The organism is Streptomyces sp. H27-C3 (genome assembly GCF_030063415.1).
In the GTDB taxonomy this organism is placed as follows: domain Bacteria; phylum Actinomycetota; class Actinomycetes; order Streptomycetales; family Streptomycetaceae; genus Streptomyces.
Window position 1 is genome coordinate 42355 of sequence record NZ_JASITA010000036.1, and the last position, 24311, is coordinate 66665.

The following is a 24311-nucleotide window of genomic DNA, read 5'->3' on the forward strand; positions in this document are numbered from 1 at the left end:
GCTGACCGAAACACCGACCGAGAAGCTGACCGAAACGCTCATCGACCGCGCCGCCGCCCTGGACTCCGCCGATCCGCTCGCGCATGTCCGGGACCGCTTCCTCCTCCCCGAGGGCGTCGTCTACCTCGACGGCAACTCCCTCGGCGCCCTTCCCGCAGCTGTTCCCCCGGCAGTCGAGGACGCGGTGCACCGCCAGTGGGGCACCGACCTGATCCGCTCCTGGAACACCAACGGCTGGTGGGAGGCGCCGGTACGGACGGGCGACGCCGTCGGCCGGCTGATCGGCGCGGCCCCCGGCCAGGTGGTGGCCGGAGACTCCACCAGCGTCCAGCTGTTCAACACCCTGCTCGCCGCCGCCCGGCTGCGCCCCGGCCGTCGACTGCTGCTGACCGACCCCGACCACTTCCCCACCGACCAGTACATCGCCGACTCGGTGGGGCGGCTGCTGGGTCTTGACGTCCGCCGGGTACCGGCGCGCCAGGCCGCCACGGTGCTGGCCGCCGAGGGGGCGGACATCGCGGTCGCCGCCTACGCCCCGGTGGACTACCGCACCGGCGAGCTGTACGACATGGCCGAGCTCACCGCCGCCGCGCACGACGTAGGGGCCCTGATGCACTGGGACCTGTGCCACGCCGCGGGCGCGATGCCCATCGGACTCGACTCCATGGAGGCGGACTTCGCGGTCGGCTGCGGCTACAAGTACCTCTCCGGCGGTCCCGGAGCCCCGGCGTTCGCATACGTCGCCCTCCGCCACCAGCAGGACTTCGACCACCCCGTCACCGGTTGGCACGGGCACGCGGAGCCGTTCGCCATGTCCGGTACGTACGCCCCTGCGCCCGGCATCACCCAGGCCCGCGTCGGCACACCGCCTCTCCTGTCGCTGGTCGCCCTGGAGGCCGCGCTGACGGCGTACGACGGCGTGGACATGGGGGACGTACGGGCCAAGAGCCTTTCCCTGACCGCGTTCTTGCAGGAATGCGCCGACTCCCTCCTCGACAGTCTGGGCTTCACCATGGCCACCCCGCGCGAGCCCGAGCGCCGCGGCAGCCAGGTCTCGCTGAGCCACCCGGAGGCGTACCCGCTGGTCGCCGCGCTCACCGCGCGCGGCGTCATCGGCGACATGCGCGCCCCGGACCTGCTGCGCTTCGGCTTCAACGCCCTGTACCTCACGCACGCGGACGTGCTGCACGGCGTACGGGAATTGCGGAACATCGTGTCCACGGGCGCCCACCGGGCCGCCCCGTACCAGCAGCGCCCGACGGTCACCTGACCGAATCGCACGACCGCCCGGTTCGCGCGATCCCCGAGGTCACCGCACCGCCTGACCGCCGCGCGACCGGGGTCCACGCCGGTCGGTCTCCTGCGGACCGGCACCGCTTCGCACTCCCGCCCGACCCACGGACCGCCCCTCCCGCACGCCCCGCCCCCGGACCGGCGCTCCTTCGCACGTCCACTCTCCACCGCCGAGACCCTAGGACAGTCCCATGCGATCCCTCCGCATCAGAGCGACCCTGGCCACGGCAGTTGCCGCCGCCACCGCCGCCGCGACCCTCCTCGTGCCGGGCACCTCCGGCGCCACCAACGCCGCCGCCAACCCGGACATCCCCGAGGTCTGCGCCGACCGCCGTCCCGAACAGGCCGACCCCGGCGCGTACGGCATGCAACTGGACGGCACCTTCCGCCACCCCGCCCTCACGCCGGTCGACGAGGAGCACGAGCACTCCTTCCCGGGCCGCAACAAGGAGTACGACACCCGCTCGTACATCAAGAACATGAAGATCGAAGCCGCCTACGAGGGCGCGGGCTTCACTCCTGACTACTTCCACACCTGGCAGAACGTCGTCGACTTCGGCGGTCGACGCTACATGTTCCAATACGACCGTTCAGAGGGCCGCGTCTACGACATCACCAACGTGAGGAAGGCGAAGGTCGTCGAGAGGATGAGCCGCCAGGACGTGGACGGCGACGAGACGAAGGCCAACGGCGCCTGGGCGGCCAACGACTACTGGGGTGCCTCCACCATCCAGTGGAACAAAAGGCTCAACGCCTATGTCATGGTCCAGAGCTTCGAGAACAAGCGCCAGATCCAGGAGCTCACGGACGACCCGGCGAACGACAAGTACAACAACCCGGAGGGCGTGAGGAAGCTGCGCGAGAAGCCGGGGCTCAAGGGCTTCAAGGTCTTCCGCCTGGACGGCCCCCGCAAGAAGGACTGGAAGCTCCTCGCGACCGTCTCCACCGACGCCACCCAGAAGGACCCCCTCACGAGCGACCCGAACAAGGCGCAGCAGGGTTCCGGCTCCCTCGACACGCCGTACTGGACCGGCCAGCGGTACATGTTCATCGCGACGGCGCCCGACGACACGTACTCCCGCACGGAGTACCCCACCAACCTGCACTCGGCCGGCTACCAGTCGTGGGACATGGCCGACCCGGCCCACCCGAAACTTCTCGACACCTGGCACCTGCCGGGCCAGCGCACCGGTGAGGACGTGGCGTACAGGAAGAACCCGCGCTGCGGCAACCGCACCAGCTGGATGGGCGCGCGCATGCCGCTGTTCATTCCCAAGCCCGTGGAAAAGGGCGGGCGTTACGCCTTCGCGGCCATGGGCGGTTACGGCCTGACCGTCCTCGACATCTCGGACCCGGCCGACATGAGGACGGTCAGCCACCTGGACCTGCCGCCGTCCGTCTCGGGCACCGAGGGCGACAACATCGACGTCTCGCAGTACGAGAAGACCGGGATCATCCACTACTCCGGCTACCCGCTCACCGAGGACTGTTACGAGCCGTACAAGGACGTCTACCAGATCGACGCCAAGGACCCGAAGAACCCCCGCGTCGTCGGCGCCCTGCCCCGTCCGACCCCGCCCCCGTTGGCCGGTATCACGGACTTCTGCCAGCGCCGCGGCAGCTTCGGCCCCAAGCGCACCGGCTCCTACACCAACCCGGGCCGGCGTACCCCGGGCGTGCTCGGCTACGGCTTCTACAACGCGGGCGTGCAGTTCTTCGACGTTTCCGACCCCGCCGCGCCGAAGATCGACGCCTATTTCGTCCCGAAGGCGTACGGCACCGATACCCCGGACTACGCGTACGGCAACCAGACCCACGGCGTGTACGTGGAGTGGGACCGCAACATCGCCTGGGTGCTGACCAACCACGGCATCTACGCACTGTCCTCGCCGAAGGTGCTGGGCAAGCCCGACCTGGACCGGCCCGAAAAGCCCTTCCGTAACAGCGATTTCTGAGTCGGAGAGCTCTCAGTCAGAGCTCTCCGAGCCGCCCGGGGGCGGCGACGCGAGCCGCCGCCGCCCCCTCCCCACTCCCGCCCGCCCCCGTACAGAAGGGCACCTGCCATGGCTGCTCCGGAAAGACCCGCCCAGGCTCCCGTCTCCCCTCGCACCGCGACCGGCGGACCGGCGAAGGGCGAAGGCCTCGTCCGCTCCCTCACTCACCGCCAGACCACCATGATCGGCCTGGGCTCCGCGCTCGGCACCGGCTTGTTCCTCGGTTCCGGGTCGGCGATATCCGCCGCGGGTCCCGCGGTGATCATCTCGTACGCGATCGGAGCCGTACTGGTCGCGATCATCGCGGTCCTGCTCGGCGAGATGTCCGCCGCGCATCCGGTGCAGGGCTCGTTCGGCGCCATCGCGCACACGTACCTCGGCCCTTGCGCCGGCTTCGTCACCCGCTGGATGTACTGGTTCAGCGCGGTCGTCGTCATCGGTACGGAGGTCGTCGCCTCCGCCCTCTACATCCGCTGGTGGTGGCCCGGCGTGCCGATGTCGGCGGCCATCCTCGCGATCGCGGTGGTCGTGCTCGCGGTCAACAGCATCAACGTGCAGTCCTTCGGCACCACCGAGTTCTGGCTCTCCACCATCAAGGTGACCGCGCTGTGCGCGTTCATCCTGTGCGCGGCGCTCCTCGTCTTCTTCGGCCTCCCGGACACCGAGGCCACCGGCCTCGCGCACCTCACCGACGACGGCGGGTTCGTGCCACACGGTGCGAAGTCCGTCTGGATAGCCATGTCCGTGGTGATGTTCGCGTACGCGGGGTTCGAGGTCGTCGCCATCGCGTCGGCCGAGGCCACCGACCCGCAGCGCAGCATCCGCACCGCAATGCGTCAGCTCGCCTGGCGGCTCAGCGTCTTCTACGTCCTGGCGATCACCCTGGTCGTGGCGCTGATCCCGTGGCGGGGCCTGGCCGTGGGTGACGGCAGCGTCGAGGCGAGCCCGTTCGTGCGAGTCTTCTCTGACGTCGGCGTGCCCGCCGCGGCGACCCTCACCAACCTCGTCGTGCTCATCGCGGCAGTCTCCGCCGCCAACGCCCACCTGTACGGGGCCTCCCGCCTCCTGCACTCCCTCGGCGACGACGGCCTCGCCCCGGCCCCACTGGCCCGCCTGACCTCCCGCGGCGTCCCGGCCACGGCCCTGGCTGCCTCCACCCTGGGCATCGCGGCCGCCGCACTGCTCGCCTTCTACGACTTCGGCGGCATCTTCAGCATCCTGATGTCTATCGCCCTCTTCGCGGTGCTGCTCGTCTGGCTGCTGATCCTCGCCTCGTACGTCGCCTTCCGCCGCCACCGGGACGCGCATCCCGCGGACTTCACGGGTTTCAGCATCCCGGGCGGCAGCAAGCTCGCACTGGTGGCCGGGCTCGGAGTGCTGGCCGTCGCCGCCACCGCAGCCGAGGTCCCGGACATGCGGCAGGCGGCAAGCATCGGTCTCGCCTTCACCGTCGTCCTGCTCGCCTGCTACGCACTGGCCACCTTCCGCCGTACACGCCGGACGTGAGGAGCAGCCGGGCGGAGGTCACGCCTCGCGCTTCGCCGAGGGGCACGCGGTAGAGGTCTTCGTACAGCTGCGGCATACCGGGCCCGGGAAAAGGGGGCGGAACCGGTGAGGCGGCCGGGGCCATCGCGCTCACAGTGGCGGAGGTTCGGCGACTCCTGGCAGCTTGTCATCCCCGGCCCCCGCACCTGCGCGGACACCGAGGCCGACGCCACGCGATGAGCTGGTCGAACTGGTGCCGACGACGCCAGGCAGTTGCCCGTCGCTGCCACTACCTGCGGCGTGGTCGCACGATCGAGGGGCGGCCTCCGTGAGACCGCCCCTGAACACTCCACGGCCCGCTACACTCCAGCCGCCCAGCGAAACCCGCAGCTCAGACAGCGAAATCCTGCTGGAGTCCTAGCAGGGCGCGTACACGGAGCTGATCTTGTCGTTGAAGCTCGCAGGGAGGTTGATCGGCGGACCGAATGCTCCGTAGCTTCCCAGCATGGTGTTCCCATTGTTTCCGTTGTAGACGTTCAAGGAGCTGCCCGCCCTGTTCCATAGGGAGCTGGACCGGTTGTTTATGCTGGAGTTGAGGTTGTACACGACACCGCAGCTGGGCACGACCCACATGGTCCCGCCGCCGTTGCTGTTCTGGAACAGACACGCCTGCCCGTGCAGGCAGTTGTCCCAGGCCTTGATCCCGGCGTCGACACCCTTGAAGTGAACCGGTTCGATCACTTGGGTGTCAGTGACCCCTGCGGGGGCAGCTGCCGAACTGCCCCCTGTCTGGGTCCGGTCCTGTGCGAATGCAGTGCCCATCGTCGATGCCAGCAGCAGGGTGGCGCCCACGGCGACCAGTGTGATCTTGTTGCTCATGATCGTGCCTCCTTCATGTGGATCTCTCTGGAACGCGGACCCTGCGCACCAGATCCGCCGTGACACGACCCTAGGTTGGTTAGGGCACGTCAAATGTGCTGCCCGTGCGGGATTACTTGACCAGTAGTGCAGGGCGGCCTCCGGAGCTCTGCGACTCCAGCGCGGGCGGGAGACTTGACCGGCGCGCTGTTCAAGATCCAGGAGGATTGCCCGCGGCAGGATCTGCGGTCGCGCGACGGCGGTGGTCTTGCGGTGTGCTTCCGTACGCGCGGCGGAACGCACGGCTGAACAAGCCGGCGTCGGTGAAGCCCCAGCGAGCGGCGATGGCGTGGACGGGTACCTTTCGCGAGCGCGGATCGGCGAGATCGGCGCGGGCGCCTTCCAGTCGCCGGTGACGGATCGTCGCGGAGACGGTCCGCTCCTGTTGCCGGAAGAGTGCGTGGAGTGTGCGGAGCGCCATGTGGTGGCGTGCGGCGACATCCGAGGGAGACAGCGTCGGGTCGGTGAGGTTGGCGTCAATGAAGTGATCGATGCGCGCCAGAAGCATCCGTGCGCGGGACTCCGGCTGTACCCGGCTCAGCAGGCCGAGCCGGTGGGCGAGGAAGGCGGCCGCCAGGTCCAGGGTCACAGGACCCAGCGCTGTGCAGTCCGGCTCCGTGAGTGCTGGGCCCTGTTCCATGACGCTGCACAGGTGGCGGGCCAGGATGGCACCCATGCCGTCGGCGGCCGGGAGCCCCCGGGCCAGCAACTCGTCGATCCTGGCGTGCGGCAGAGGGAGGAGCGCCCGCGGCAGATGCACGATGATGGCGCGCGAGGCGCTCACCGAAGCGCCGCTGAGAGCCCGGCCGGTGTAAGGACGCGAAGAGTTCCACATGAGGAACTCGCCGGCAGTCGCCTGGACCTCGTTGCGGTTCTGGGAGATCCACATCTGGCCGCCAAGGACCAGCGTCAGCTCGTACGTCTCCGGATCCGACTGCCGGATCAGGCCCGCGGTCCGCTGCGACTGCACGGCGGGGAAGGCGAGAGTGCTGGTCTGGACCGGCCCCATGGTCAAAAGGGCGAGACTGCCCGTGAAATCAGCCGCGTGACTGCTGGTCTGCCGGGTGGGTGACACGCTTTGGTTGACGGCCTCGCACCACCAGTCGAACCTTTGCTCTGTCGGCAACGTGGTGCTGTCGAAGAACGTGTACGCCATTCCGTTCGCCCTCCCAGGTCGCGTCTCCCGTTCACTGTCGGCACCGGTTGCGCGCGAGACAACACGCCCACCGGCCATGTCGCCCCCGCTTGGCAGAAGGGCACGGCTGAGAACGAGCGATGGGGCACCCGCCCGTGGGCCCCAGCTGTGACGGCGCACGGCGGGAACCTTGACCAGGACGGGGAGAGTCCCGCTGCCTCCGACAAGATCACCTTCTACTACGACGAGCGCCGCATCATCGCAGGAACGGGCTGTGAGGCACTGACCGAGGACACCCGGGACAACTGGCCCGACGTGCCGTTCGATGTCGCATGCAAGACCGACGCAAAGTGCACGGGCAATGTGAGCCCCAGCTTCTTCACGCGCAAACGCCTGACGCGCGTCACCACCTCCGCCCGGGACGCCAAAGCCGCCACCCCGGGCTTCTCCCCGGTTGACACGTAGCCCCTCAAGCAGCGCTACGTCGACCCCGGGGAGACCAGCGCGACCGGGGACGAGTCGCTGTGGCTCGACGAGATCAACCACACCGGACAGCACGGCAGCGACATCGCCCTCGCCCCCGTCACGGGGAACTCGTCGACTCGAGCCGGGGTAGCCGCAGCCGGTATGCAGGAGTGGCTGCCCCTTCCGTTTCTTGTAGGTGACGTCCATAGCCGTCGTGGGGATCTCTGTCCGTTCCGGATGGACCTGGCCCTGCTTCAGCCGGGCAGCAGTGAGCTGCCCGAGGTGGTCGAGTGGGTGAGATCACCCGGCTAGGGAGCGCCCTCATGGAGTCGGCTGGTACGCATCTTCTCCTCCGACGTCGACGAGGATGGCAGGGTGCAACTGGCCTCCGCAGCGGAGCTCAGGCCGCTGGAGGCCGGGCCGGGTGCCACGGCGGTCCCGCTTCGGGTGAGGCTCAACGCGCCGTGAACTGTCCATGAAGGCCGCCGGTTTCCGCACGGCGACCTGTTCGCCGGCGCCACCCCGGCGCGTCCGTGGGACTTCTCTTGGAGATCACCCCAGCCGAGCAGCGGCAGCTTGGGGCAGGCCCCTGTGAAGGGCTTGTCGCGATCGAGATGGACCGGACAGCGGGCCGCTGACGTCCGCCGAGGCACCGCCACCCGTCGGCAACGTCCTGTGGCTGCGGGACTTGCAGCGGTGCCTGACCTACTTGGAGCAGATCTGGTCGTGTGTGGGCAGCTTGCCGGTAGCGAGGTAGTGGTTGACCTTGCTGTCGACACACGCGTTCTCGTAGAGGCCGTAGATCGCGTGCCGGTTGGCGCCCTCGAGGGTGATCAGCTTAGAACTCGGCAGCAGTCCGTGCAGCGCGACGGCGCCCTTGTGCGGAGTGCGCGGGTCGCCGGTGGCCGACACGATCAACACCTTGGCGTCCTGCTTCACCTGGGTGGGTTCCTCTCGGGGACGGTCCCAGAATGCGCACGGGCCGATGTTGTCGGTCACCGCGCCGAAGCGGGGGTACGCGGCACGGCTGCGCTGGATGTCCCGCCAGTAGAACTCGGGGTCGCGCGGGGCCGCCCGGTCCCCGCAGATGATCGCGGACTGCACGCTGCCGTGGGACGACTGCTCGCCGGTCGTCGCGAGCCGCAGGATTCCCGTGAGCTGGGGCGACAGCCTGTTCGGCTGCCCGGCCGCGGCCTTGTTCAGCACGGACACCTGCTCACCGAGCGACGCCCGGGACGTATCGGTGTCGCTGTCGACCCCGGCGAGCAGGATGAACGGGATCTGGGTGTCGTCAAGTTGGAAGGTCTCGGGGGCGGTGCCGACGGTCAGCGGGCCGCGCGCGGACGCCCTGATGACGCGGTCGATGGTGGCGAGTACCTGGGCACGAGTGCGGCCGAGGCCGTAGGTCTCGTTGCGGGCGGCGGCCCAGGTGGCCCAGTCGGCGAGCGCCCGCTCGTTCGCTCCGACGGCCTCCCGGAGGAGCCGGGGGCCGAACTCGCGCGGGTCGATGGCACCGTCCAGGACCATGCGGTCGGTGCGGCCGGGGAACATCTGGGTGTAGACGGTGCCCAGGTAAGTACCGTACGAGTAGCCGAAGTAGGAGATCTTCTTCTCGCCGAGGGCACCGCGGATGATGTCCATGTCACGGGCCGTGTTGCGTGTGTTGACGTGCGGCAGCACGGAGGAGTTGGTGGCACGGCACTTGGCGGCCAGATCTTTCTGGAGGGCAACTTGACGCTCGAAACTCGCCCGGCTGAGACCGGCCGAGAAGAGATTGGTACCGACGGGCCAGCCACAGTCCAGCCGGGTACTGCGACCGACGAAGCGCGGGTCGAAGCCGACGATGTCGTACCGCGGGCCGGCCTTCTTCATCCACGTATGGAATTCGGGCGGGGACTCAAGGGCAGTACCGCCGGGACCGCCGTTGTTGAGCAGGATCGAGCCGATGCGGTGGCGCGTGTCGGTGGCCTTGAGCCGGGATATCGCGACGGTGAGCGTACGGCCCCGCGGGCCGGCGTAGTCGAGCGGCACGACGACGTCCGCGCACTGCACGCCGGCTTTGTCCAGGTCGCGGCCCATGGTGTCGCCCGGGTTCTTGGCACAGCTGCCCCAGCCCAGGTGCTGGTCGTAGTAGCGGTCGAGCCCGGCACCGGATTTCGATGTGGTGGAGGCCACCGCAGCCGTGACAGCGGGCACCGTGCCGAGGCAGGCGGCGAGGACAAGGCCGACGATCGAGGCGCGGCGCACGGCCCGGCTGGGGGTGATCACGAAGTCTCCTCGAGGTACTGCATGTTGCGGCCGGGAGCGCCTGTCACATGCGCCGTAGGTACGGCGGCCCCGTCACAGCGGACGCGGCAGCCAACGTCGGCGCGGACCGGACCGGTCGGCGTATGCCAGAAAGCGGGTCTCTTCCACCTGTTCCGCATAAGTCTCATACCGTCAGACGCTATGCGGAGTAGCCGTCCCCACTCACTACCACTGTCCCCCCAACCCCAGGGGGGCCACCCCCACCAGCGGCCCGTCGCACCTGGCTGCGACAGGCAACCGCCGCTCACCTCGATCAGCTGTGACGTCTCCACGATCAGGCGGGGAGGACCGCTGCACAGATCGAGACCCGAGATCAGCACTGAGGTGACCCCCGTGGTGTGGACACACCTGACAATGGATCTTGATGGTCCAGGAAGGTGTAGATCCATATGGCACGGCCCTCGAAGTACAGTGCGGAGTTCCGGTCCGACGCGATCGCGTTGTGGCGGGCTTCGGCCGGCAGACGGACGTTCAAGGACGTCGCAGCCGATTTGAACGTCACCCCCGAGACGCTTCGCACCTGAGTGCGTGATGCCGACGGTCGTCCAGTCGCCGCTGGCGCGTCGCAGGACACGGAGGCCGAGTTGGCCCGGCTTCGGGCGGAGAATGCTCGGCTGGCCAAGCCGGAGAAGGAATGCCAGCTGGAGCGGGAGATCCTGCGTCGGGCAGCGGCGATGTCAGGCGGGGACGTCGGCGTCGGCAACTTCGAGGCGCGGGTTGCCGATCGTCTCCAGAAGGGGCTGCATGTGGTCACGACCGAAGCGGAGGAATACCGGCGCACCGCCAAGGGCCGGAGGCACCTCCGCGTGCGCGGGCGGCTCCGGCCTCACGGCCGCGATTCCTTCGGCAAGGTCAGGATTTCGGCTCCGCCGGTGGTGATAGCGATCGTGTGCTCACTGTGTGCTGTCCGGCAGCCCGTCGCACTTCGGAGCGTCCACCCGTCGGCATCAGTGACGAGTTCAGCGGTGTCCGCCATGACCCACGGCTCCAGCGCCAGCAGCAGCCCAGGACGCAGTTTGTATCCACGGCCAGGCCGTCCGGTGTTCGAAACGTGCGGGTCCTGGTGCATCGTTGATCCGATGCCATGGCCTCCGAACTCAGTGTTGATCGGGTACCCCGCCTCGCTGAGGACCGTGCCGATGGCATGGGAGATGTCGCCGATGCGAGCCCCGGGCCCGGCAGCGTCGATCCCTGCGGCCAGCGCGCGTTCGGTTGCACTGATCATCGCGAGACTCTCCGAGTGCTTTGCGTCGCCCACGATGAAGCTGATGGCCGCATCTGCAGCGATGCCGCCTTTGGAGACGGCGAGGTCGAGTGTCAGCAGATCGCCGTTGGCAAGCGTGTAGTCGTATGGCCGCCCGTGGAGCACGGCGTCGTTGACGGCCGTGCAGATGTAGTGGCCGAACGGGCCGCGTCCAAAGGATGGCTCGTAGTCGACGTAACAGGACAGCGCTCCCGCCTCGACGATCATGGTCTCGGCCCACCGGTCGATGTCCAGAAGGTTCGCGCCGATCGCGCTACGGCTCTTCAGCGCCTGCAGGATGTCAGCGACCAGGGCGCCCGTGTCTTTCGCTCGGGCCAATAGGGTGGGGTTCAGGATCTCGATCATGCGGCGCCCTTCTCACGAAACCAATAACTATACCGTCCTTACTATACCGGTACTGGAAATCGATCAACCGCTCCAAGCGTTGCAGCCCCTCAGGAGAGACGACATCGGTGGCGGCTACGTCCCCCAAGCACAAGATCCTTTTCAGGGAGCCCCTCGTGGCGCAAGTCGCTGAGGACTCCACCGGCGTTGGTTCGGTCCCATTCATTGGTGTAGCCGTTTTTCCCATACAGCTTCAGTCTCTGCATCGCTGCCGCCACGCGCTCGTCGAGCGGCTCTGGTGACGCGTCAGGGGGTTCTCGCCGTGGGCGTCGTAGGCCCCCGCGACGGATGATGCAGCCCTGTCGGGGTGCGGCCGTGGAAGCGGGCGTTGCCCAGGCGCTGGCCTTCGGCGGGGGTGGGCATGACGGAGACGTACGAGCCGTCGGGCAGAATCCACAGTGGTGGCAGGACGAGGTTTTTCTTGATCCGCCAGGCGAGGTGGCTGCCGGTCGCTTCGACCAGGCCCCACAGTTCATGGCCGGCGAAGTTGCGGTCGGCCAGCAGTAGTATGCCTGGCCGCAAGGAGGCGAGCAGGCGGCGTGCGAGTTTGTGCTCACTGAATCCGGCGATCGAGTCGAAGACCGCGTCGATGACGGCGTGGGTGCCGCACTCGATCAGGGCCATTAGCCTGACCTGCGCATTTCCGCTCTTGTTGGTTCCGTCGGCGACTGGTGGGCAGACGCTGGACGAAGCCGGACGGCAGGTGCCGCAGTTTCTCGGTCAGGGTCCGCCGGACCGCCCGATATCCCGGCGGTCCGGCACTTCCGGAGCTACTGAACAGACATAGAGCCAGGACGAAGTAGACCACCGTGCGGGCCGGCAGAAGCCTGCGGCGGCGCTCGGTCCTTCCGGTCAACTCCAGTACCTCGTCCACCACTTCGGGGGTGATCTCCTCGGTGAGTACGCCGAGCCGGATCCGGTCGCCGAACTGCGGCTCCAACCCTCTTCGGGCGCTTCGAGGGGGTACCGCCCGGACCGTCGTGGTGACAGTTGAGGCATGGGCGATGGCAGACTGAGCGCCCAACGGGGCTCCCTCATAGACAGTCGGATCTTGGTCGACTTCCTGTCCTATCGGGAGCCCCGTTGCCCTGTCCCGAGATCATCTGGCGCATCATCAGATCGTGGCAGATTCCCCCATGCACCCCAGGGGCCAACTCGCCCGCAACGGCTATCAGCACACGCTCTACCTACACTGATGCACTAAATCACCGGCATTACTGCTCAGAGGCACCTTCTACTTTCTCGATCACCTACCGGACAGCGCCCCTCGTGAAAACCCGAGGTTCGTCACGGGCTCGTTGCGACTTTTCGAGATGGGCGACACCTGGTCATGGTGGTTGACACCACCACGGGGGGCCCGGTGACGGCCGCCCTGCCACTCGCGTAGACAACGATCGTCGTCTCTGTCCGCGTCGCGAGGCAGCGCGCTCCAGGAAATCACGCACCGCAAGAGTGTCTCTGTGCGGCGTGAGCGTCTCCAGGACGGTGTCCAAGCGCCGGACGGCCCGTGGTGAGTCCGATGCGGCGGCCAGGTCGTACACCCGTGAGGCGACTTGGGCGGCTTCGTCGATCTCGTTGGCGTCAACGTATGCCTGCGCCAGCCAAGGCGAGTACAGCGCTACTTCCCAGATGTGCGTGATGTCGTAGCGCTCCAGCGCGGCCGTCAGTAGGGGTACGGCCCTCAGTGGCCCGTGAGTCTCGGTAAGGACCCTGCCCGCCATCACGCTCGACTCGTCCCGTGAGCACGAGTGCAGCCAGTCGGGCTGCTCGGCGTCATCGTGTACCTGATCGTGGGATGCGTTGGACCGTGCGACCGCCAACTGCGCTTCCCGGGCGTCGCCCGCCATGGCAGCTGTCCAGGCGACTTTGTCCAGCAGGACGGTCAGCTCCAGAAGGATCGCGCTCCCCTCGCATCCCGCCAGGGTGGAGCGGGCCATCAGAAGTCCCTCGGCCGCCCGGCCGTTGTTGGCGTAGGCGCATCCCGCACACCCGTGGTTCAGTGCCGCCAGCGCGCGGCCCCCGGCAGCGTGCGCGGGGCCTTGACCCCTGCGAGATACAGGCTCACGCGCTGGTCCATGCGGCCCTCCAGCTGGGCCTGCCCCGCAGGGCCAGCAGAGGGCGCCCGATCTCCTCGGTGTAGGACGCTTCTTGGGCAGCTCCCGGTGTGCGGCGTCCCCGATCGCCCGCAGATGCAGCAGGGCGACCAGCGTCCGGAAGCCGAGCAGTTCCTGGTAGATGAGCGAGAGGCCGGGCTGGCGGGCCGTCTGAACGAGGAGCCGGGCGATGATGTCGTCGACGCACAGGACATGCCCGCCCGGCCCGGCGGCCAGCATGGCGGTGACATGGTTACGGGTGTCGCGGACGGCGGCGACCACCACCGCCTCACCGGGCTCGGGGACCGCCGCGTTGAGGGCAAGCAGGGTCTTCCCACGTGGGCGTCGCCCAAGTCCCCGTCGGGGGGCAGTACGAGCACGGCCTTCGCGGTCCGCGGACTCACCCGGCGTCGGCAGCGGCCCGCCGTCGGGCCCGGCGGGCGAGGCCCACTTCGGACCTCTGCAGGGGTTCACCCTGGGCAACGAAGGGCATCCGCTGGGGTGGGCGTCCCCTCGCCGACGCAGCCTGACCCGGATGTCGGTGAACCTATCCAGGCCCGGCACGGCCACCCCCCGAGCCAACGGGTCCACTCGCCGCCGCGGCCGGGCCCCGCCCCGGCCGACGACCTACTGGGGCTGTGTCGCGATCTGGATCAGGTTGCCGCAGGTGTCGTCGAAGACGGCGGTGGTGACGACGCCCATGTCCAGGGGTTCCTGGGTGAAGCGGACGCCGAGGCCGCGCAGGCGCTCGTACTCCGCCTTCACATCGTCGACGGCGAACTGGGCGAGCGGGATACCGTCCTGGACGAGCGCGTCGCGGTAGGGCTTGACGACCGGGTGGCCGGCGGACTCCAGGAGAAGTTCGGTACCACCGACTTCGTCGGGCGAGACAACGGTCAGCCACCGGTGCTTCTCGCCCACCAGGACATCATGCTTCTTCACGAAGCCGAGGATCTCGGTGTAGAACCGCAGGGCCTTGGCCTGGTCATCGACGAAGACACTGGCCAGATGGATCTTCATGGGGTGTTCTCCTCCGGTCCGGATGTGCCGGGCACCAGCCACCGCACGGCGATCTGCCGCAGCGGGGCCGCGTTCAGGTCGTGGAACTTGTAGCGGCCCTCCCGCCTGGTCTCGACGAGTCCGGCGGCCTCCAGCACGGCGAGGTGCTGCGAGACCGCCTGGCGCGAGATACCCAGCCCATGCGTCATGCTCAGCCGCGAGCAGATCTCGAACAGGGTCTGTCCGGACTTCTCCGTGAGCTCGTCGAGGATGATGCGGCGGGTGGGATCGGCCAGGGCTTTGAAAACGTCGTGTCGACCACACCCACACCATAGGCAAACACTCATTTGCCTATCAAGGCGAAGCCTCACCGAAACCGGCCCACGACACCGCCCCACCTGGCGCCGGATCTCCCCCCTACGCCCCCTGGGGGAATCCCTCCCCGCCCAGCACCTCACCCGAGGAGCCCCCGAAGAAACTCTCCAACAGCTCGTCGACCTTCACCTCGGTGGCTCCGGCCGGCACCGTCGCCTTCTCACCCTTGCCCACATGCAGCACCAGTGCGAGCTTCTTCACCTTCACGTCCTTCGCCAGCTTCGCGAGATCCACTGACACCTCGCTCAGCGCACCGTTGCTGAGCGTGAAGCGCGCGGTGACCTTCTCATCCGGCGCTTCCTTGAGGTCCTTGGCCGACGGCAGCTCGCCACCCGGCGGCAGATCCTTCACCAGCGGGCGGATCTCGTCGACCAGGTCGGTGAGAAGAGTACGCAGCGGCGCGGTGGCGGTGACGTGCTCGGTGTCGCCGTTCCCGCCGGCGGTCTGGAAATCGACCTCACGAGCGAGGACCTCCCGAAGGGCATTCATGAGGTCCTTCTGCGTCTTGGCATCGAGCGTGGGTTCCGCCGAGGGCTTCCCGCCTTCCGGGCCCTGCCCCCCGCCCATCTCCTCGCGGGTGTCCTCAAGGTCCTTGGTCGCGACCTTGACCCATGCGCCCTCGAGCAGCTTCTTGAAGGCTCCAGCGCTCTTCGGCAGCTCGTCGGCGGGCGGCATGGGCATGCCCATCATCTTTTCGAAGCCGTCCACGTCGGCGCGGAAGTACGTGTACTTGCCGACGAGCCGGTACTCGAACAGGTCACCGTCCGGGCTGCTGAACTTCATCGCCACGCCGGTGATGTCCTTGTCGCCCGACTTGGCGAAAGGCTTCTTCGACTGCATGGACACAGAGAGCCGCCCAGCGGTGAGCAGCTCGGCGACCTCGTCGGGAATCTCTTCCCCCGGCTCCGCATCGGCATCCAGTGCCTTCAGCGTCCTGGCGTCGGCGTCCAGGTCGAGCTCGAAGGAAAGCGAGTGCTCCTGACCCAGCTTGTCGAAGGCTCGGTCGAGCTTCTGCCCGGCGGACAGGTTCTCCACCGTGCCACAGGCGGCGGAGCCGGCCAGGACCACAGAGGCAACGACAGTGGCGGTCAGGGTTCTACGTATCGCGGAAATGACGAACTCCTCGTAAGCGAGACCACGATGGTGGCCGCTGAGAAGACTGATCAACCCCCCAAAAGGTTGCACGCCAGACGCGGGTTGATCAACCGACTCGAGTGCGCATACCAGGACCCTGTCGCCCAACTCGGACACCCGCCTGACTCGAGCGCGGTCAGCGCGGTCAGCCACCAGGAGCAGCGCTGGGCCGAATCCCCTTCCGGTTCCGGTGAAGTGGCCCGCGAGCTCCAGCAACAGGACGCCGTGCAGCCGCCCCCTACTTGTTCGGGTCCCGGAAGCGGCCGAACGCCTTCGTGAGGGCGCTCAGCGGCGAGCCGTCCGCCTTGACCGACCCCGGCGCGGGCGGCCGGGGCACGCCGTCGCCACCGCTCGCCTCGGCCAGCGCTGCGTGCGCCGCCTCGGTGGCCTCCCGGTACAGGTCACGGGAGTTCGTCATGGCATCGAGCGCCTCGGCGTACTTGGTGACCATGCCTTGGGCGTGGACCAGCTCCTCGTCCGGGGTGAGTAGGTGCCAGCCCTGGCGCAACCGCGTCAGGGCCCGTTCAGCGTCGACCGACAGCGCCCGCGGCAGCGCGGCGAACTCCTTGATCTTGTCGAGGAGTTCGGTCGGTACCGAACCGTCCAGGAAGACACTGCGCACAGAAAAACGCTCCGCGTCGTAGCCCGGGCCTTGCGGCACTGTGGGCAGGACGACGGCCCCGCCGCGCGGTATCCGTACGCTCAGCTCCCGCTTCATCGCGAAGTCGGCGACCTGCGCCTGCTCCGGCGTGCCCCGGTGCTCGATCACCCGGTGCCGCAGGCTCGGTGGCAGGAACGCCGAGATCGGCTGCTGCCCCATCACGTCCGGCGTCATCGCCTCGTGCACCACGACGTGGATGAACCAGCTCTGCCGGGTGCAGTCCCGCAGCCGGTGGCGCAGCTCGGCGTCGTCCTTCGGCAGGTGATTCGGCATCCGCTGGCGCACGCCGGGCACCGTGTCGTGGTCCCAGGCGACCCGCTCGCTGTCGGGCCAGAACATGGTGGCGGGCGAGGGCCAGTGCGCGTCCCACGCGTGCTCCGTCTCGGCGGCGAGGATCCAGGTGACGCCCTCGCCTTCCTTGCGGCGGGCCTCTGGGTCGTACGTGGTCAGCTGCGCACGCACGGTGACGTCGTCGGCCACGCGCCAGCGGGCCTCGAAGAGGCGGCGGGCCGACGGACCGGGGTCAGCGGACTCGTCCCGCGGGTGCAGGACGGTGGAGCGAGCCGCCTCGACGGGGTCGAGGTCCAGGAAGTCGTCGAGCACCCCGGCCGCCTTGAGGGCGATCAGGTTGCGCCGGACGTCCCGCTCGGGCTCGGGCCCGAGATGGCGCCCGCGCCCCAGCCATGCGGTGTCGGGGACGGTGGTCGAGGAGGTGCTGTTCTTGGCCATGGGTTCGTTCCGTGGGTGATCAGGGCCCGACCAGTATGGCCCGTGGGCCTGACGGTGGAAGCAGCGCCCCGTCCGCGGCTTCACCACGCTCGACGGGCCATACGTAAAGTTGAAAGAGGTCGCCTTGTGGGCAGTCTTGAACGAGCCACATTCAGAGGGCAGGTTCGGCCGCGGCGAGCAGGTCCCGTACGTCCATGCCATGGCTTCGCGCGTGCGGCGATGGTTGGCCCACCGCCGCACGCGCGGTGGATCGGCCGACATCAGCGGCTCGACTCGCACCCATATCGCATCAGTGATCACTGATCATGTCGGCGACGAGCGAAAAGTGGGCCAGTGACAGGACGCACATCCTTCCTCTCACCGCTTCCCGCTCTACACGACGCTGCCCCTCGTTCCGGTCTTGAGGTATCGCTGCATGTGCGAACTTCCCGGCGTTGGGTCAAAGCCCTGCGGGTGCTTGAGGGGCAGGCGAAGATCGACTTTGGTGGACATCGCGACATCGCCACCATCCGCGTTGACCTCACCCCCTGATAGAGGCCGTGCACTGGCGTCAGCCCAAGGAAGGAAGACCCGCCATGCCCACGAGGACGCTGCAGATTCCCACCACGGACGGTCAGGCCGACGCCTTCGCCGTCTTCCCCGACCGTGGCGAGCGGCACCCGGGGGTGCTGATGTACGCGGACGGCTTCGGTATCCGGCCCGTGCTGCGGGAGATGGCCCGCGAGCTGGCTGGGCACGGGTACTACGTACTCGTCCCCAACCTCTTCTACCGGCACGGCCCGGCGCCGGTGATCGAACTTCCCGAGCACATCGGAGAAGAGGTCCGGCCCGCGGTCTTCGCCCAGCTGATGCCCTTGATCGAGGCGCACACCACCGAGCGTGTCCTGAGCGACGCCGACGCCTACCTCAGGTTCCTCACCACCCAGCCCGAGGTCGGCGCCGGACCAGTGGCGGTGACCGGCTACTGCATAGGCGGCCTCCTGGCGATGCGCACCGCCGCGGCCCACCCCGGCCAGGTGGCCGCCGTTGCCGGATTCCACGGCCCCGTGGGCGCCGACGGGCCCGACAGCCTGCGCCGCCTCCTCTCCAAGCTCACCGCCCAGGTCCACCTCGGCCACGCCGAGGGCGACATGACGCCCGAGGCCATCAGCGAGCTCAACCAGGCCCTGGATGCCGCAGGTGTCGACTACACCTCCGAGATCTACCCCGGCACCGTCCACGGCTTCACCATGTCCGACACCGACGCCTTCGACCCCAACGCACTGCAGCGCCACTGGGACCGCCTGCTCCCCCTCCTCGACCGCACCCTGGCCAACAACGGACGCTCCAGCCCGGAAACAAACCCGAAGTACACGGCTCCGGCGCCTTTGGCGAACCAACTCCGCGCTGCTCGCGCAGGTCGATGACGAACCGCCCGTGGAGCTTCCCGTGAGCCCGGCGACAGGCCCCGGGTGGTTCAGGGGCGAGGCCGGGTGGCGGTGTCGAGGTAGAAGGCGTCGATGCTCTGCACGGCCTGCTCGAATTCCTCCAGGTTGACGGGCTTGGTCACGTAGGCGTTGGCGTGGCTGCTGTAGGCGCCGGTCACGTCGTCCGGGGCGGCGGACGTGGTGAGGACGACCACGGGGATGCTCTGCAGGTCCTCATTGCTCTTCAGAACCTTCAGCAGTTCGCGGCCGCTCATCCGGGGCATGTTCAGGTCGAGGACAATGAGGTCGGGGCGCGCGGTGCCCGGGGTGCGCAGGTGCTCCAGTGCGGCGACTCCGTCGGTGACCTGAACCAGGTTGCGGGCCCCGCGCTCGGAGAGGGCTTCCTCAATGAGCATGGCGTCGGCAGCGTCGTCCTCGACGAGCAAGACGTCAAAAGGGCGGGCAGGGTTGGCCATCATCGGATGCGCCGTGGGTTTCTCGTTGGAGTGGTGAAAGAGCCCCGGCCAGCGGCGCCGGGCGCCTTGGCGGGTCATGCCGCAGGCGGCGCCGAGCTGCGGGTAGCCGGCGCCCGCGCGGGCGGCAGCCACAGCTGCTTCCCGCTGGACCCGTTCGGTGGCCTGCTGGAGATGATCCAGCACATGGAGCAGGTCCAGAGCCTGTACGGGGTCGCCCGATGCCGGGTGCGACGGCGTATCCAGCAGTCGGCGGGCGAGGCGCTGCGCAAGGTCGCCGGCCGCGTCCTTGGCGATTTTGGCCCTGCTCGGGACAACGGGAGCATGGGTCCTGACGCGGACGGAGTCGATCAGCAAGGACCTTGTGGACGTGCGGTCTCCCGCACTGACCACTGCGATCCGCCTGGAATCGGCCGTTCTCAACCAGGAGACGGGAGTCCGCGGCTACGGGCTCACCGGCATGCCGGAGTTCATAACCCCCTACCAGCACGGACTCACCGAGCAGAAAACGAGCATCGCGCAACTCACCGAGCTGCTTGACGGCGACCGCGTCGGCCTGGACGACCTGAAGACCGTGCAGGATGCCGTGGCGAGGTGGCAGGAGAGGATAGCCCGGCCGATCGCCGCCGCGCCGCCCGGCTCTCCCTCAACTCTGGCCACCGCACGGGCAGCGGAGGGCAAGGCCGCCTTCGACGATGTACGGGCCGCCCTGAGCAGCCAGCAGGAACGGCTGCGCGCGGACCGCGTCCGGGCGAGGGACGGCCTGATGGCCACGATGGCCTTGCGGAATTGGGTGTTCAGCACCATCGGGATACTCATCGTCGTCCTCACCGCTCTGGTCTTCGAAGGACTGCGCCGCGGCATCAACGGGCCGCTGGACCGGCTCGGCGCCGATGCCCGCACCATCGCCGGCGGCGACTTCGACCACCCCATCGTCCCGACCGGCCCGGCCGACCTGCGGCGCCTCAGCGGCGAGATCGACTTCATGCGCCGGCGTCTCGTACGGGAGCTGGCCTTCAGCGAAGAGGCACGTCTGCGCCTCGACGCGCAGGCTGCGGACCTTCAGCGCTCCAACGCCGAGCTGGAGCAGTTCGCGTATGTGGCCTCCCACGACCTGCAGGAACCACTGCGCAAGATCTCCAGCTTCACCCAGCTCCTCCAGCGGCGATACGGAGGCGAACTCGACGCCCGGGCCGATCTGTACATCGGCTTCGCGGTCGACGGGGCGAACCGCATGCAGACCCTCATCAACGACCTGCTCGATTTCTCCCGGGTCGGGCGGCTGCACAACGACCACAAGAGCGTCGACCTGGTCAAGGTGCTGGAGCGGACCCTGTCCGCGCTGAGCATCGGCATCGAGGAGGCCGGAGCGACGATCACCCATGATCCGCTGCCGACCCTGGTCGCCGACCCCACCCAGATCGGCATGCTCTGGCAGAACCTGATCGGCAACGCCGTCAAGTTCCGCCGCCCGGAAGAAGCGCCGAGTATCCACGTCACGGCGGCCCGAGAAGGCGAACTATGGCGGTTCACCGTCACCGACAACGGCATCGGCATCGGCATCGCACCGGAATAAGCCGACAAGGTCTTCGTGATCTTCCAACGGCTGCACACCAAGGACGCCTACGCCGGCAGCGGCATCGGCCTGGCGATGTGCAAGAAGATCGTCGAAATCCAGGGCGGCACCATCGCCGTCGACCCGGCCTACCGCAACGGCGCACGCCTAACCTTCGCCCTGGCGCCCCAACCGCCGGAAAGCCCTGGCCCGTCCACCCTGCCCAAGGCCACCCGCTCCTGAACGGAGGAAACACGACGAGCGCAGCCACGGAAGCGGCCTCGGACGAGCCGATGTACCGCATCCTTCTGATCAAGGACGACCAAGGCGACGCCCTGCTCGTGGAGGAGCTCCTCCACGACACCGGGCTGCGGTTCGAGCTGACCACCCGGACCACTCTGGCCGAGGCCCGTATCGAACTGTTCGCCGCCCCGATCGACTGCGTTCTCCTCGACCTGCACCTGCCCGACGTGTCGGGCATCGACGCGGTCGCCGCCGTCCGGGGCATGGCCCCGCACACCGCGGTCATCGTCCTGACCGGGCTGTCCGAGGCCCAGGCAGGCACCAACGCCATGGCCGCCGGAGCCCAGGACTACCTCGTCAAAGGGAAGGTCGAAGCGGACCTGCTGCACCGGACGGTGCGCTACGCCGTCTATCGCAGCCAGACCGAACGCGCGAGCGCCGAAGCCCAGGCCGCCCGACTGCGGGCGGAGGAGAACGCCCGTCTGGAACGCGGCCTGCTGCCCCAGCCGATCCTCGACACCTCCACGGTGAAGGTGACCTCCCGCTATCTGCCCGGCGCCGCGATGGCCCTGCTCGGCGGGGACTTCCTCGACGTGGTGGAAGGAGACGACGGGCTGCTGCACGCCGTCGTCGGCGACGTCAGCGGACACGGCCCCGACGCCGCCGCACTCGGTGTCTGCCTGCGGATCGCCTGGCGCTCTCTCGTACTCGGTGGACACCGCGGCGACGACCTGCTGCACCTGATGGAACGCATCCTGATCGCCGAACGTGGCAGCCAGCTATTGTTCGCCACCTGCACCCTCCTCGCCCTCGACCAGGACGCCGCCACCGCCACTCTCCACCTCGCCGGCCACCACGAACCCCTCCTCAGCACAGCCGAGGGGGCCCGGGAACTGACCGCCGCACACGGCATCGCACTGGGGATCGTCCCCGGGCTGCGCAGCTGGCCTTCCACGGTCATACCGCTTCCGACCGCCGGAGCCCTGACCCTCTACACCGGCGGCCTCACCGAAGGGCACAACGGGGCAACGAGCGAGCGGCTCGGCGTCGAAGGGCTGCTCACGCTGATCGGGACGCTGCCGCCGGCGGACCCGGCCGCCCACGTCGACCTCCTCATCAAGGAAACCCATCAGCTGAACGCCGGACGGCACTCCGACGACCTCGCCGTGCTACGCCTCGACTGGGGCAGCCGACCTCCCCGCCGCTGAGGCCTGGTGGTCGGTGACACCACCCCCTCCTTGAGGCGTTCCTGGAGATCTTCGCGGGCCACGGCATTGAGGTCCGCCGGAGGGTGTGCGCCCCGGGCCGGCCCAGAGCACTGCTGAGCGCGCCGACTCAGTCAGGCGACTCCCACGCCATCCCGTACACGCCGGACGGACATTTCGTCGGCGCCAAATGGGCCGTGTGGGAGATATCGAGATCCACCCGGTGGCGGTGCCGGGCTGTGCGCCGTTCCGCTCCCGGTAGGAGTGGTGGCAGCTCACCGGGAGGGCCAGCGGGTGGAAGCGTACGTGCGACGAATTCGATCGAAACGGTCGGCAGCGCGTCCAGGAAGTGCACGACGGTCCGGGACCGGACGCCATCGCGGACGGCTCTTAGCACCATCGTGACTGAGGTTTCGCGAGGGGATCGATGCTCGTCCAGACACACGGTCTCGTGGGTGACGAGCGACTGGACCTCGGCGTTGAAGTGCAAGAACGCCTCACCCAGCGCCTGTTCCATGTCGGAGTTCTCGCCATAGAGGCTCTGGGGGGGGCGGCCGAGTTCACAGGAATGGTGCGGCCGCGGGGCCGGTGCGGGCCGAGCAGGGAGCGCAGGGTACCGGGCGGCAGGTCGCGCATGGGTTCCAGCGCGTCGACGGCGCGCAGCGACTGGTGCCGCTCGGGTTGGCTGCGGCCGCTTTGCCAGTAGCTGAGGGTGGCGAGGCTGACATTGATCTGCTGGGCGTGCAGGCGGTCGCGCATCCGCTCCAGGGACAGCCCACGCTGTCTCAGGGCCTCGCGGAGCACGGTGGCGAAGGTCGCGTCGCGATCTCTGTGGTGGGGGGCGTTCGACATGGTGTCTTTCGGTGGGCACGGCGCAGTTGTCGACGGCCGGGCCGGTGGGTCCCGCGCGCCGGGACACACGCGGGAGGCGGGGTGTCGTGCCCCGGACCTTACGCCGAGCGGGGCCGCCCGGCGTTTCCGGCGAACGGGCCCCTTGTCGTAGCGGTAGAGGGAACTCAGTCGGTCCGCGAGGTCACCTAAATGGCATATCACCCATTACGCAGTTTCTTGATGCCCCTGCGAAAACAATCCCTCAGTTGTCGCGCATCCCTGACTGCTACTCAGATTCATGGGATCGGGGCCAGCACGGCACAGGCCGGCTTCTTCTTCCCTCGCCGCCGTCGTCGAGACCAGGTCGAAGGAGAGCACGGCCGGCGGGGCGCCCGGGCGGATCTCAGTGCGGTGGTCCATGACCAGGTCGCGGAGTCGGTCCCCGACGGCTGGGCGGGGAAATGGGTCGCCCTCCGCGTGTACCGGGCCGTACCGTCGCCCTGTGAAGCTGCTCTCTGTCAATGTCGGCAGGCCCCGCCCCAACCCTTGGAAGGGGCTCAGCGCGACAGGCATCGACAAACGCCCCGTCGACGGCCCGGTCGCTGTCACAGCTCCCCTGCTCAAGGGCACCGGCGCAGTCGGTCTCACGGGCGACCGGGTCTACGACGTCAAGCACCACGGCGGCTCCGACCAGGCTGTCTACGCCTACGCCCGTGAGGACCTCGACGGATGGGAGGCCGAGTTGGGCAGGCTGCTCGTGAACGGCGTCTTCGGGGAGAACCTCACCACCGTCGGCGTCGACGTCAATGGCGCTTTGATCGGTGAACGTTGGCGCATCGGACCGGACGTCGTCCTGGAGGTGTCGTGCCCGCGGATCCCGTGCGCGACGTTCCAGGGCCGGCTGAAGCGTGAGGGCTGGATCAGGCGGTTCACGCAGGCCGCACGGCCGGGCGCGTATCTTCGCGTGATCGAGCCGGGAGACATCCGCGCTGCCGATCCGGTGCAGATCGTGCACCGGCCTGGCCACGACGTGACCGTCGCGCTCGTCTTCCGCGCGATGACACGTGAACCAGAGCTGCTGCCGCGGCTGCTGGCTGCCGACGCGCTGCCGGAGGAGGCCAAAGATCTGGCCCGCCGACGTACGACCCATAGGTGATCGTTTTCAGGCACACCATCTGCGTACATGAGACGATGGAGTCCGAAGTCCGTTCATGGCGCCGGACCTGGGCTCCCAACGCCACACCGGAAAGCCGTTCCTGGGCGCACCGACCGCCTACAACCGCTCCCCCTTGGGATTGGTTCCTCCAGACCTCCTCGGAGTGCTGCTCGCGCGAGTGGGAGTAGGAGTAGGCCTGATGCCCA

Annotated in this window: 20 protein-coding genes and 2 pseudogenes; 9 read left to right on the forward strand and 13 right to left on the reverse strand. The window is 68.4% G+C overall.

Annotated features, from left to right (window positions below):
- Window position 1: 1 nt before the first annotated feature.
- The 3 genes from kynU (at window position 2) to QMK30_RS29125 (ending at window position 4793) form a co-directional block, all read left to right on the forward strand.
- Window positions 2-1270 (forward strand): kynureninase, encoded by a 1269-nt coding sequence (gene kynU / locus QMK30_RS29115; protein WP_502963249.1) that lies wholly within the window; start codon window positions 2-4, stop codon window positions 1268-1270.
- Between the two features lie 214 nt (window positions 1271-1484).
- Window positions 1485-3248, forward strand: coding sequence for an LVIVD repeat-containing protein (locus tag QMK30_RS29120; RefSeq protein ID WP_283521316.1), 1764 nt, complete (start codon window positions 1485-1487; stop codon window positions 3246-3248).
- Between the two features lie 108 nt (window positions 3249-3356).
- Complete coding sequence (locus QMK30_RS29125) at window positions 3357-4793, forward strand: amino acid permease (protein WP_283521317.1); 1437 nt, start codon at window positions 3357-3359, stop codon at window positions 4791-4793.
- Between the two features lie 396 nt (window positions 4794-5189).
- Here QMK30_RS29125 and QMK30_RS29130 read toward each other — a convergent pair whose 3' ends face one another.
- Window positions 5190-5651: a peptidase inhibitor family I36 protein gene (locus QMK30_RS29130; RefSeq protein WP_283521318.1), complete on the reverse strand. Its 462-nt coding sequence runs from the start codon at window positions 5649-5651 to the stop codon at window positions 5190-5192.
- Between the two features lie 190 nt (window positions 5652-5841).
- Window positions 5842-6846 carry an AraC-like ligand-binding domain-containing protein gene (locus tag QMK30_RS29135; RefSeq protein ID WP_283521319.1) on the reverse strand — a complete coding sequence of 335 codons (1005 nt, stop codon included), beginning with the start codon at window positions 6844-6846 and terminating at the stop codon, window positions 5842-5844.
- Window positions 6847-6993: 147 nt separating this feature from the next.
- Here QMK30_RS29135 and QMK30_RS29140 point away from each other — a divergent pair, with 147 nt between their 5' ends.
- Entirely contained in the window at window positions 6994-7290 is a 297-nt protein-coding gene (locus QMK30_RS29140; RefSeq protein WP_349362119.1) for a hypothetical protein, read from the forward strand.
- Window positions 7291-7995: 705 nt separating this feature from the next.
- Here the strand turns inward: QMK30_RS29140 and QMK30_RS29145 are convergent.
- Entirely contained in the window at window positions 7996-9558 is a 1563-nt protein-coding gene (locus tag QMK30_RS29145; RefSeq protein WP_283521320.1) for an alpha/beta hydrolase, read from the reverse strand.
- Between the two features lie 428 nt (window positions 9559-9986).
- Here QMK30_RS29145 and QMK30_RS38920 point away from each other — a divergent pair, with 428 nt between their 5' ends.
- Window positions 9987-10121, forward strand: a complete 135-nt coding sequence (locus tag QMK30_RS38920) for a transposase (RefSeq protein WP_502963245.1) — start codon at window positions 9987-9989, stop codon at window positions 10119-10121.
- A 153-nt stretch (window positions 10122-10274) separates the two neighbouring features.
- Here QMK30_RS38920 and QMK30_RS29150 read toward each other — a convergent pair whose 3' ends face one another.
- The 9 genes and pseudogenes from QMK30_RS29150 to QMK30_RS29190 all read right to left on the reverse strand — a co-directional run bounded on the left by QMK30_RS29150 (window position 10275) and on the right by QMK30_RS29190 (window position 17236).
- Window positions 10275-10427 carry a hypothetical protein gene (locus QMK30_RS29150; protein ID WP_283521321.1) on the reverse strand — a complete coding sequence of 51 codons (153 nt, stop codon included), beginning with the start codon at window positions 10425-10427 and terminating at the stop codon, window positions 10275-10277.
- On the reverse strand, window positions 10424-11206 hold the full coding sequence (gene map / locus QMK30_RS29155; RefSeq protein ID WP_283521322.1) for a type I methionyl aminopeptidase: 783 nt from the start codon (window positions 11204-11206) through the stop codon (window positions 10424-10426). Before map ends, QMK30_RS29150 begins: the two co-directional genes overlap by 4 nt.
- Before the next feature lie 285 nt (window positions 11207-11491).
- Window positions 11492-11878 (reverse strand): annotated as a pseudogene (locus tag QMK30_RS29160) (IS4 family transposase); the annotation flags it as partial.
- On the reverse strand, window positions 11799-12269 hold the full coding sequence (locus QMK30_RS29165; protein ID WP_349362120.1) for a transposase domain-containing protein: 471 nt from the start codon (window positions 12267-12269) through the stop codon (window positions 11799-11801). The pseudogene QMK30_RS29160 and the gene QMK30_RS29165, both read right to left, overlap by 80 nt.
- Window positions 12270-12573: 304 nt before the next feature.
- Window positions 12574-13623 carry an NsdA family TPR-like regulatory protein gene (locus QMK30_RS29170; RefSeq protein ID WP_283521325.1) on the reverse strand — a complete coding sequence of 350 codons (1050 nt, stop codon included), beginning with the start codon at window positions 13621-13623 and terminating at the stop codon, window positions 12574-12576.
- A gap of 342 nt (window positions 13624-13965) precedes the next feature.
- Entirely contained in the window at window positions 13966-14358 is a 393-nt protein-coding gene (locus tag QMK30_RS29175) for a VOC family protein (protein ID WP_283521326.1), read from the reverse strand.
- Window positions 14355-14684, reverse strand: a complete 330-nt coding sequence (locus QMK30_RS29180; RefSeq protein ID WP_283521327.1) for an ArsR/SmtB family transcription factor — start codon at window positions 14682-14684, stop codon at window positions 14355-14357. Before QMK30_RS29180 ends, QMK30_RS29175 begins: the two co-directional genes overlap by 4 nt.
- Before the next feature lie 70 nt (window positions 14685-14754).
- Entirely contained in the window at window positions 14755-15879 is a 1125-nt protein-coding gene (locus tag QMK30_RS29185; RefSeq protein ID WP_502963246.1) for a hypothetical protein, read from the reverse strand.
- Between the two features lie 205 nt (window positions 15880-16084).
- Window positions 16085-17236 (reverse strand): hypothetical protein, encoded by a 1152-nt coding sequence (locus tag QMK30_RS29190; RefSeq protein WP_283521346.1) that lies wholly within the window; start codon window positions 17234-17236, stop codon window positions 16085-16087.
- Between the two features lie 575 nt (window positions 17237-17811).
- On the opposite strand from QMK30_RS29190, the gene QMK30_RS29200 reads away from it, so the two are divergent.
- Window positions 17812-18642, forward strand: coding sequence for a dienelactone hydrolase family protein (locus QMK30_RS29200; protein ID WP_283521328.1), 831 nt, complete (start codon window positions 17812-17814; stop codon window positions 18640-18642).
- A 50-nt stretch (window positions 18643-18692) separates the two neighbouring features.
- Here the strand turns inward: QMK30_RS29200 and QMK30_RS29205 are convergent, their stop codons facing one another.
- The gene (locus tag QMK30_RS29205) at window positions 18693-19412 is read right to left on the reverse strand and encodes a response regulator (RefSeq protein ID WP_283521347.1); all 720 of its coding nucleotides are present in this window, start codon (window positions 19410-19412) and stop codon (window positions 18693-18695) included.
- Between QMK30_RS29205 and QMK30_RS29210 the strand changes: the two are divergent.
- The 3 genes and pseudogenes from QMK30_RS29210 (at window position 19405) to QMK30_RS29225 (ending at window position 24105) form a co-directional block, all read left to right on the forward strand.
- Window positions 19405-20913 (forward strand): annotated as a pseudogene (locus tag QMK30_RS29210) (sensor histidine kinase). The gene QMK30_RS29205 and the pseudogene QMK30_RS29210 overlap by 8 nt on opposite strands.
- Before the next feature lie 50 nt (window positions 20914-20963).
- Window positions 20964-22121, forward strand: coding sequence for a PP2C family protein-serine/threonine phosphatase (locus QMK30_RS29220; RefSeq protein WP_283521331.1), 1158 nt, complete (start codon window positions 20964-20966; stop codon window positions 22119-22121).
- A 1330-nt stretch (window positions 22122-23451) separates the two neighbouring features.
- A complete protein-coding gene (locus QMK30_RS29225) occupies window positions 23452-24105 on the forward strand; it encodes an MOSC domain-containing protein (RefSeq protein WP_283521332.1) in 654 nt (217 codons plus the stop codon).
- Window positions 24106-24311: the final 206 nt, after the last annotated feature.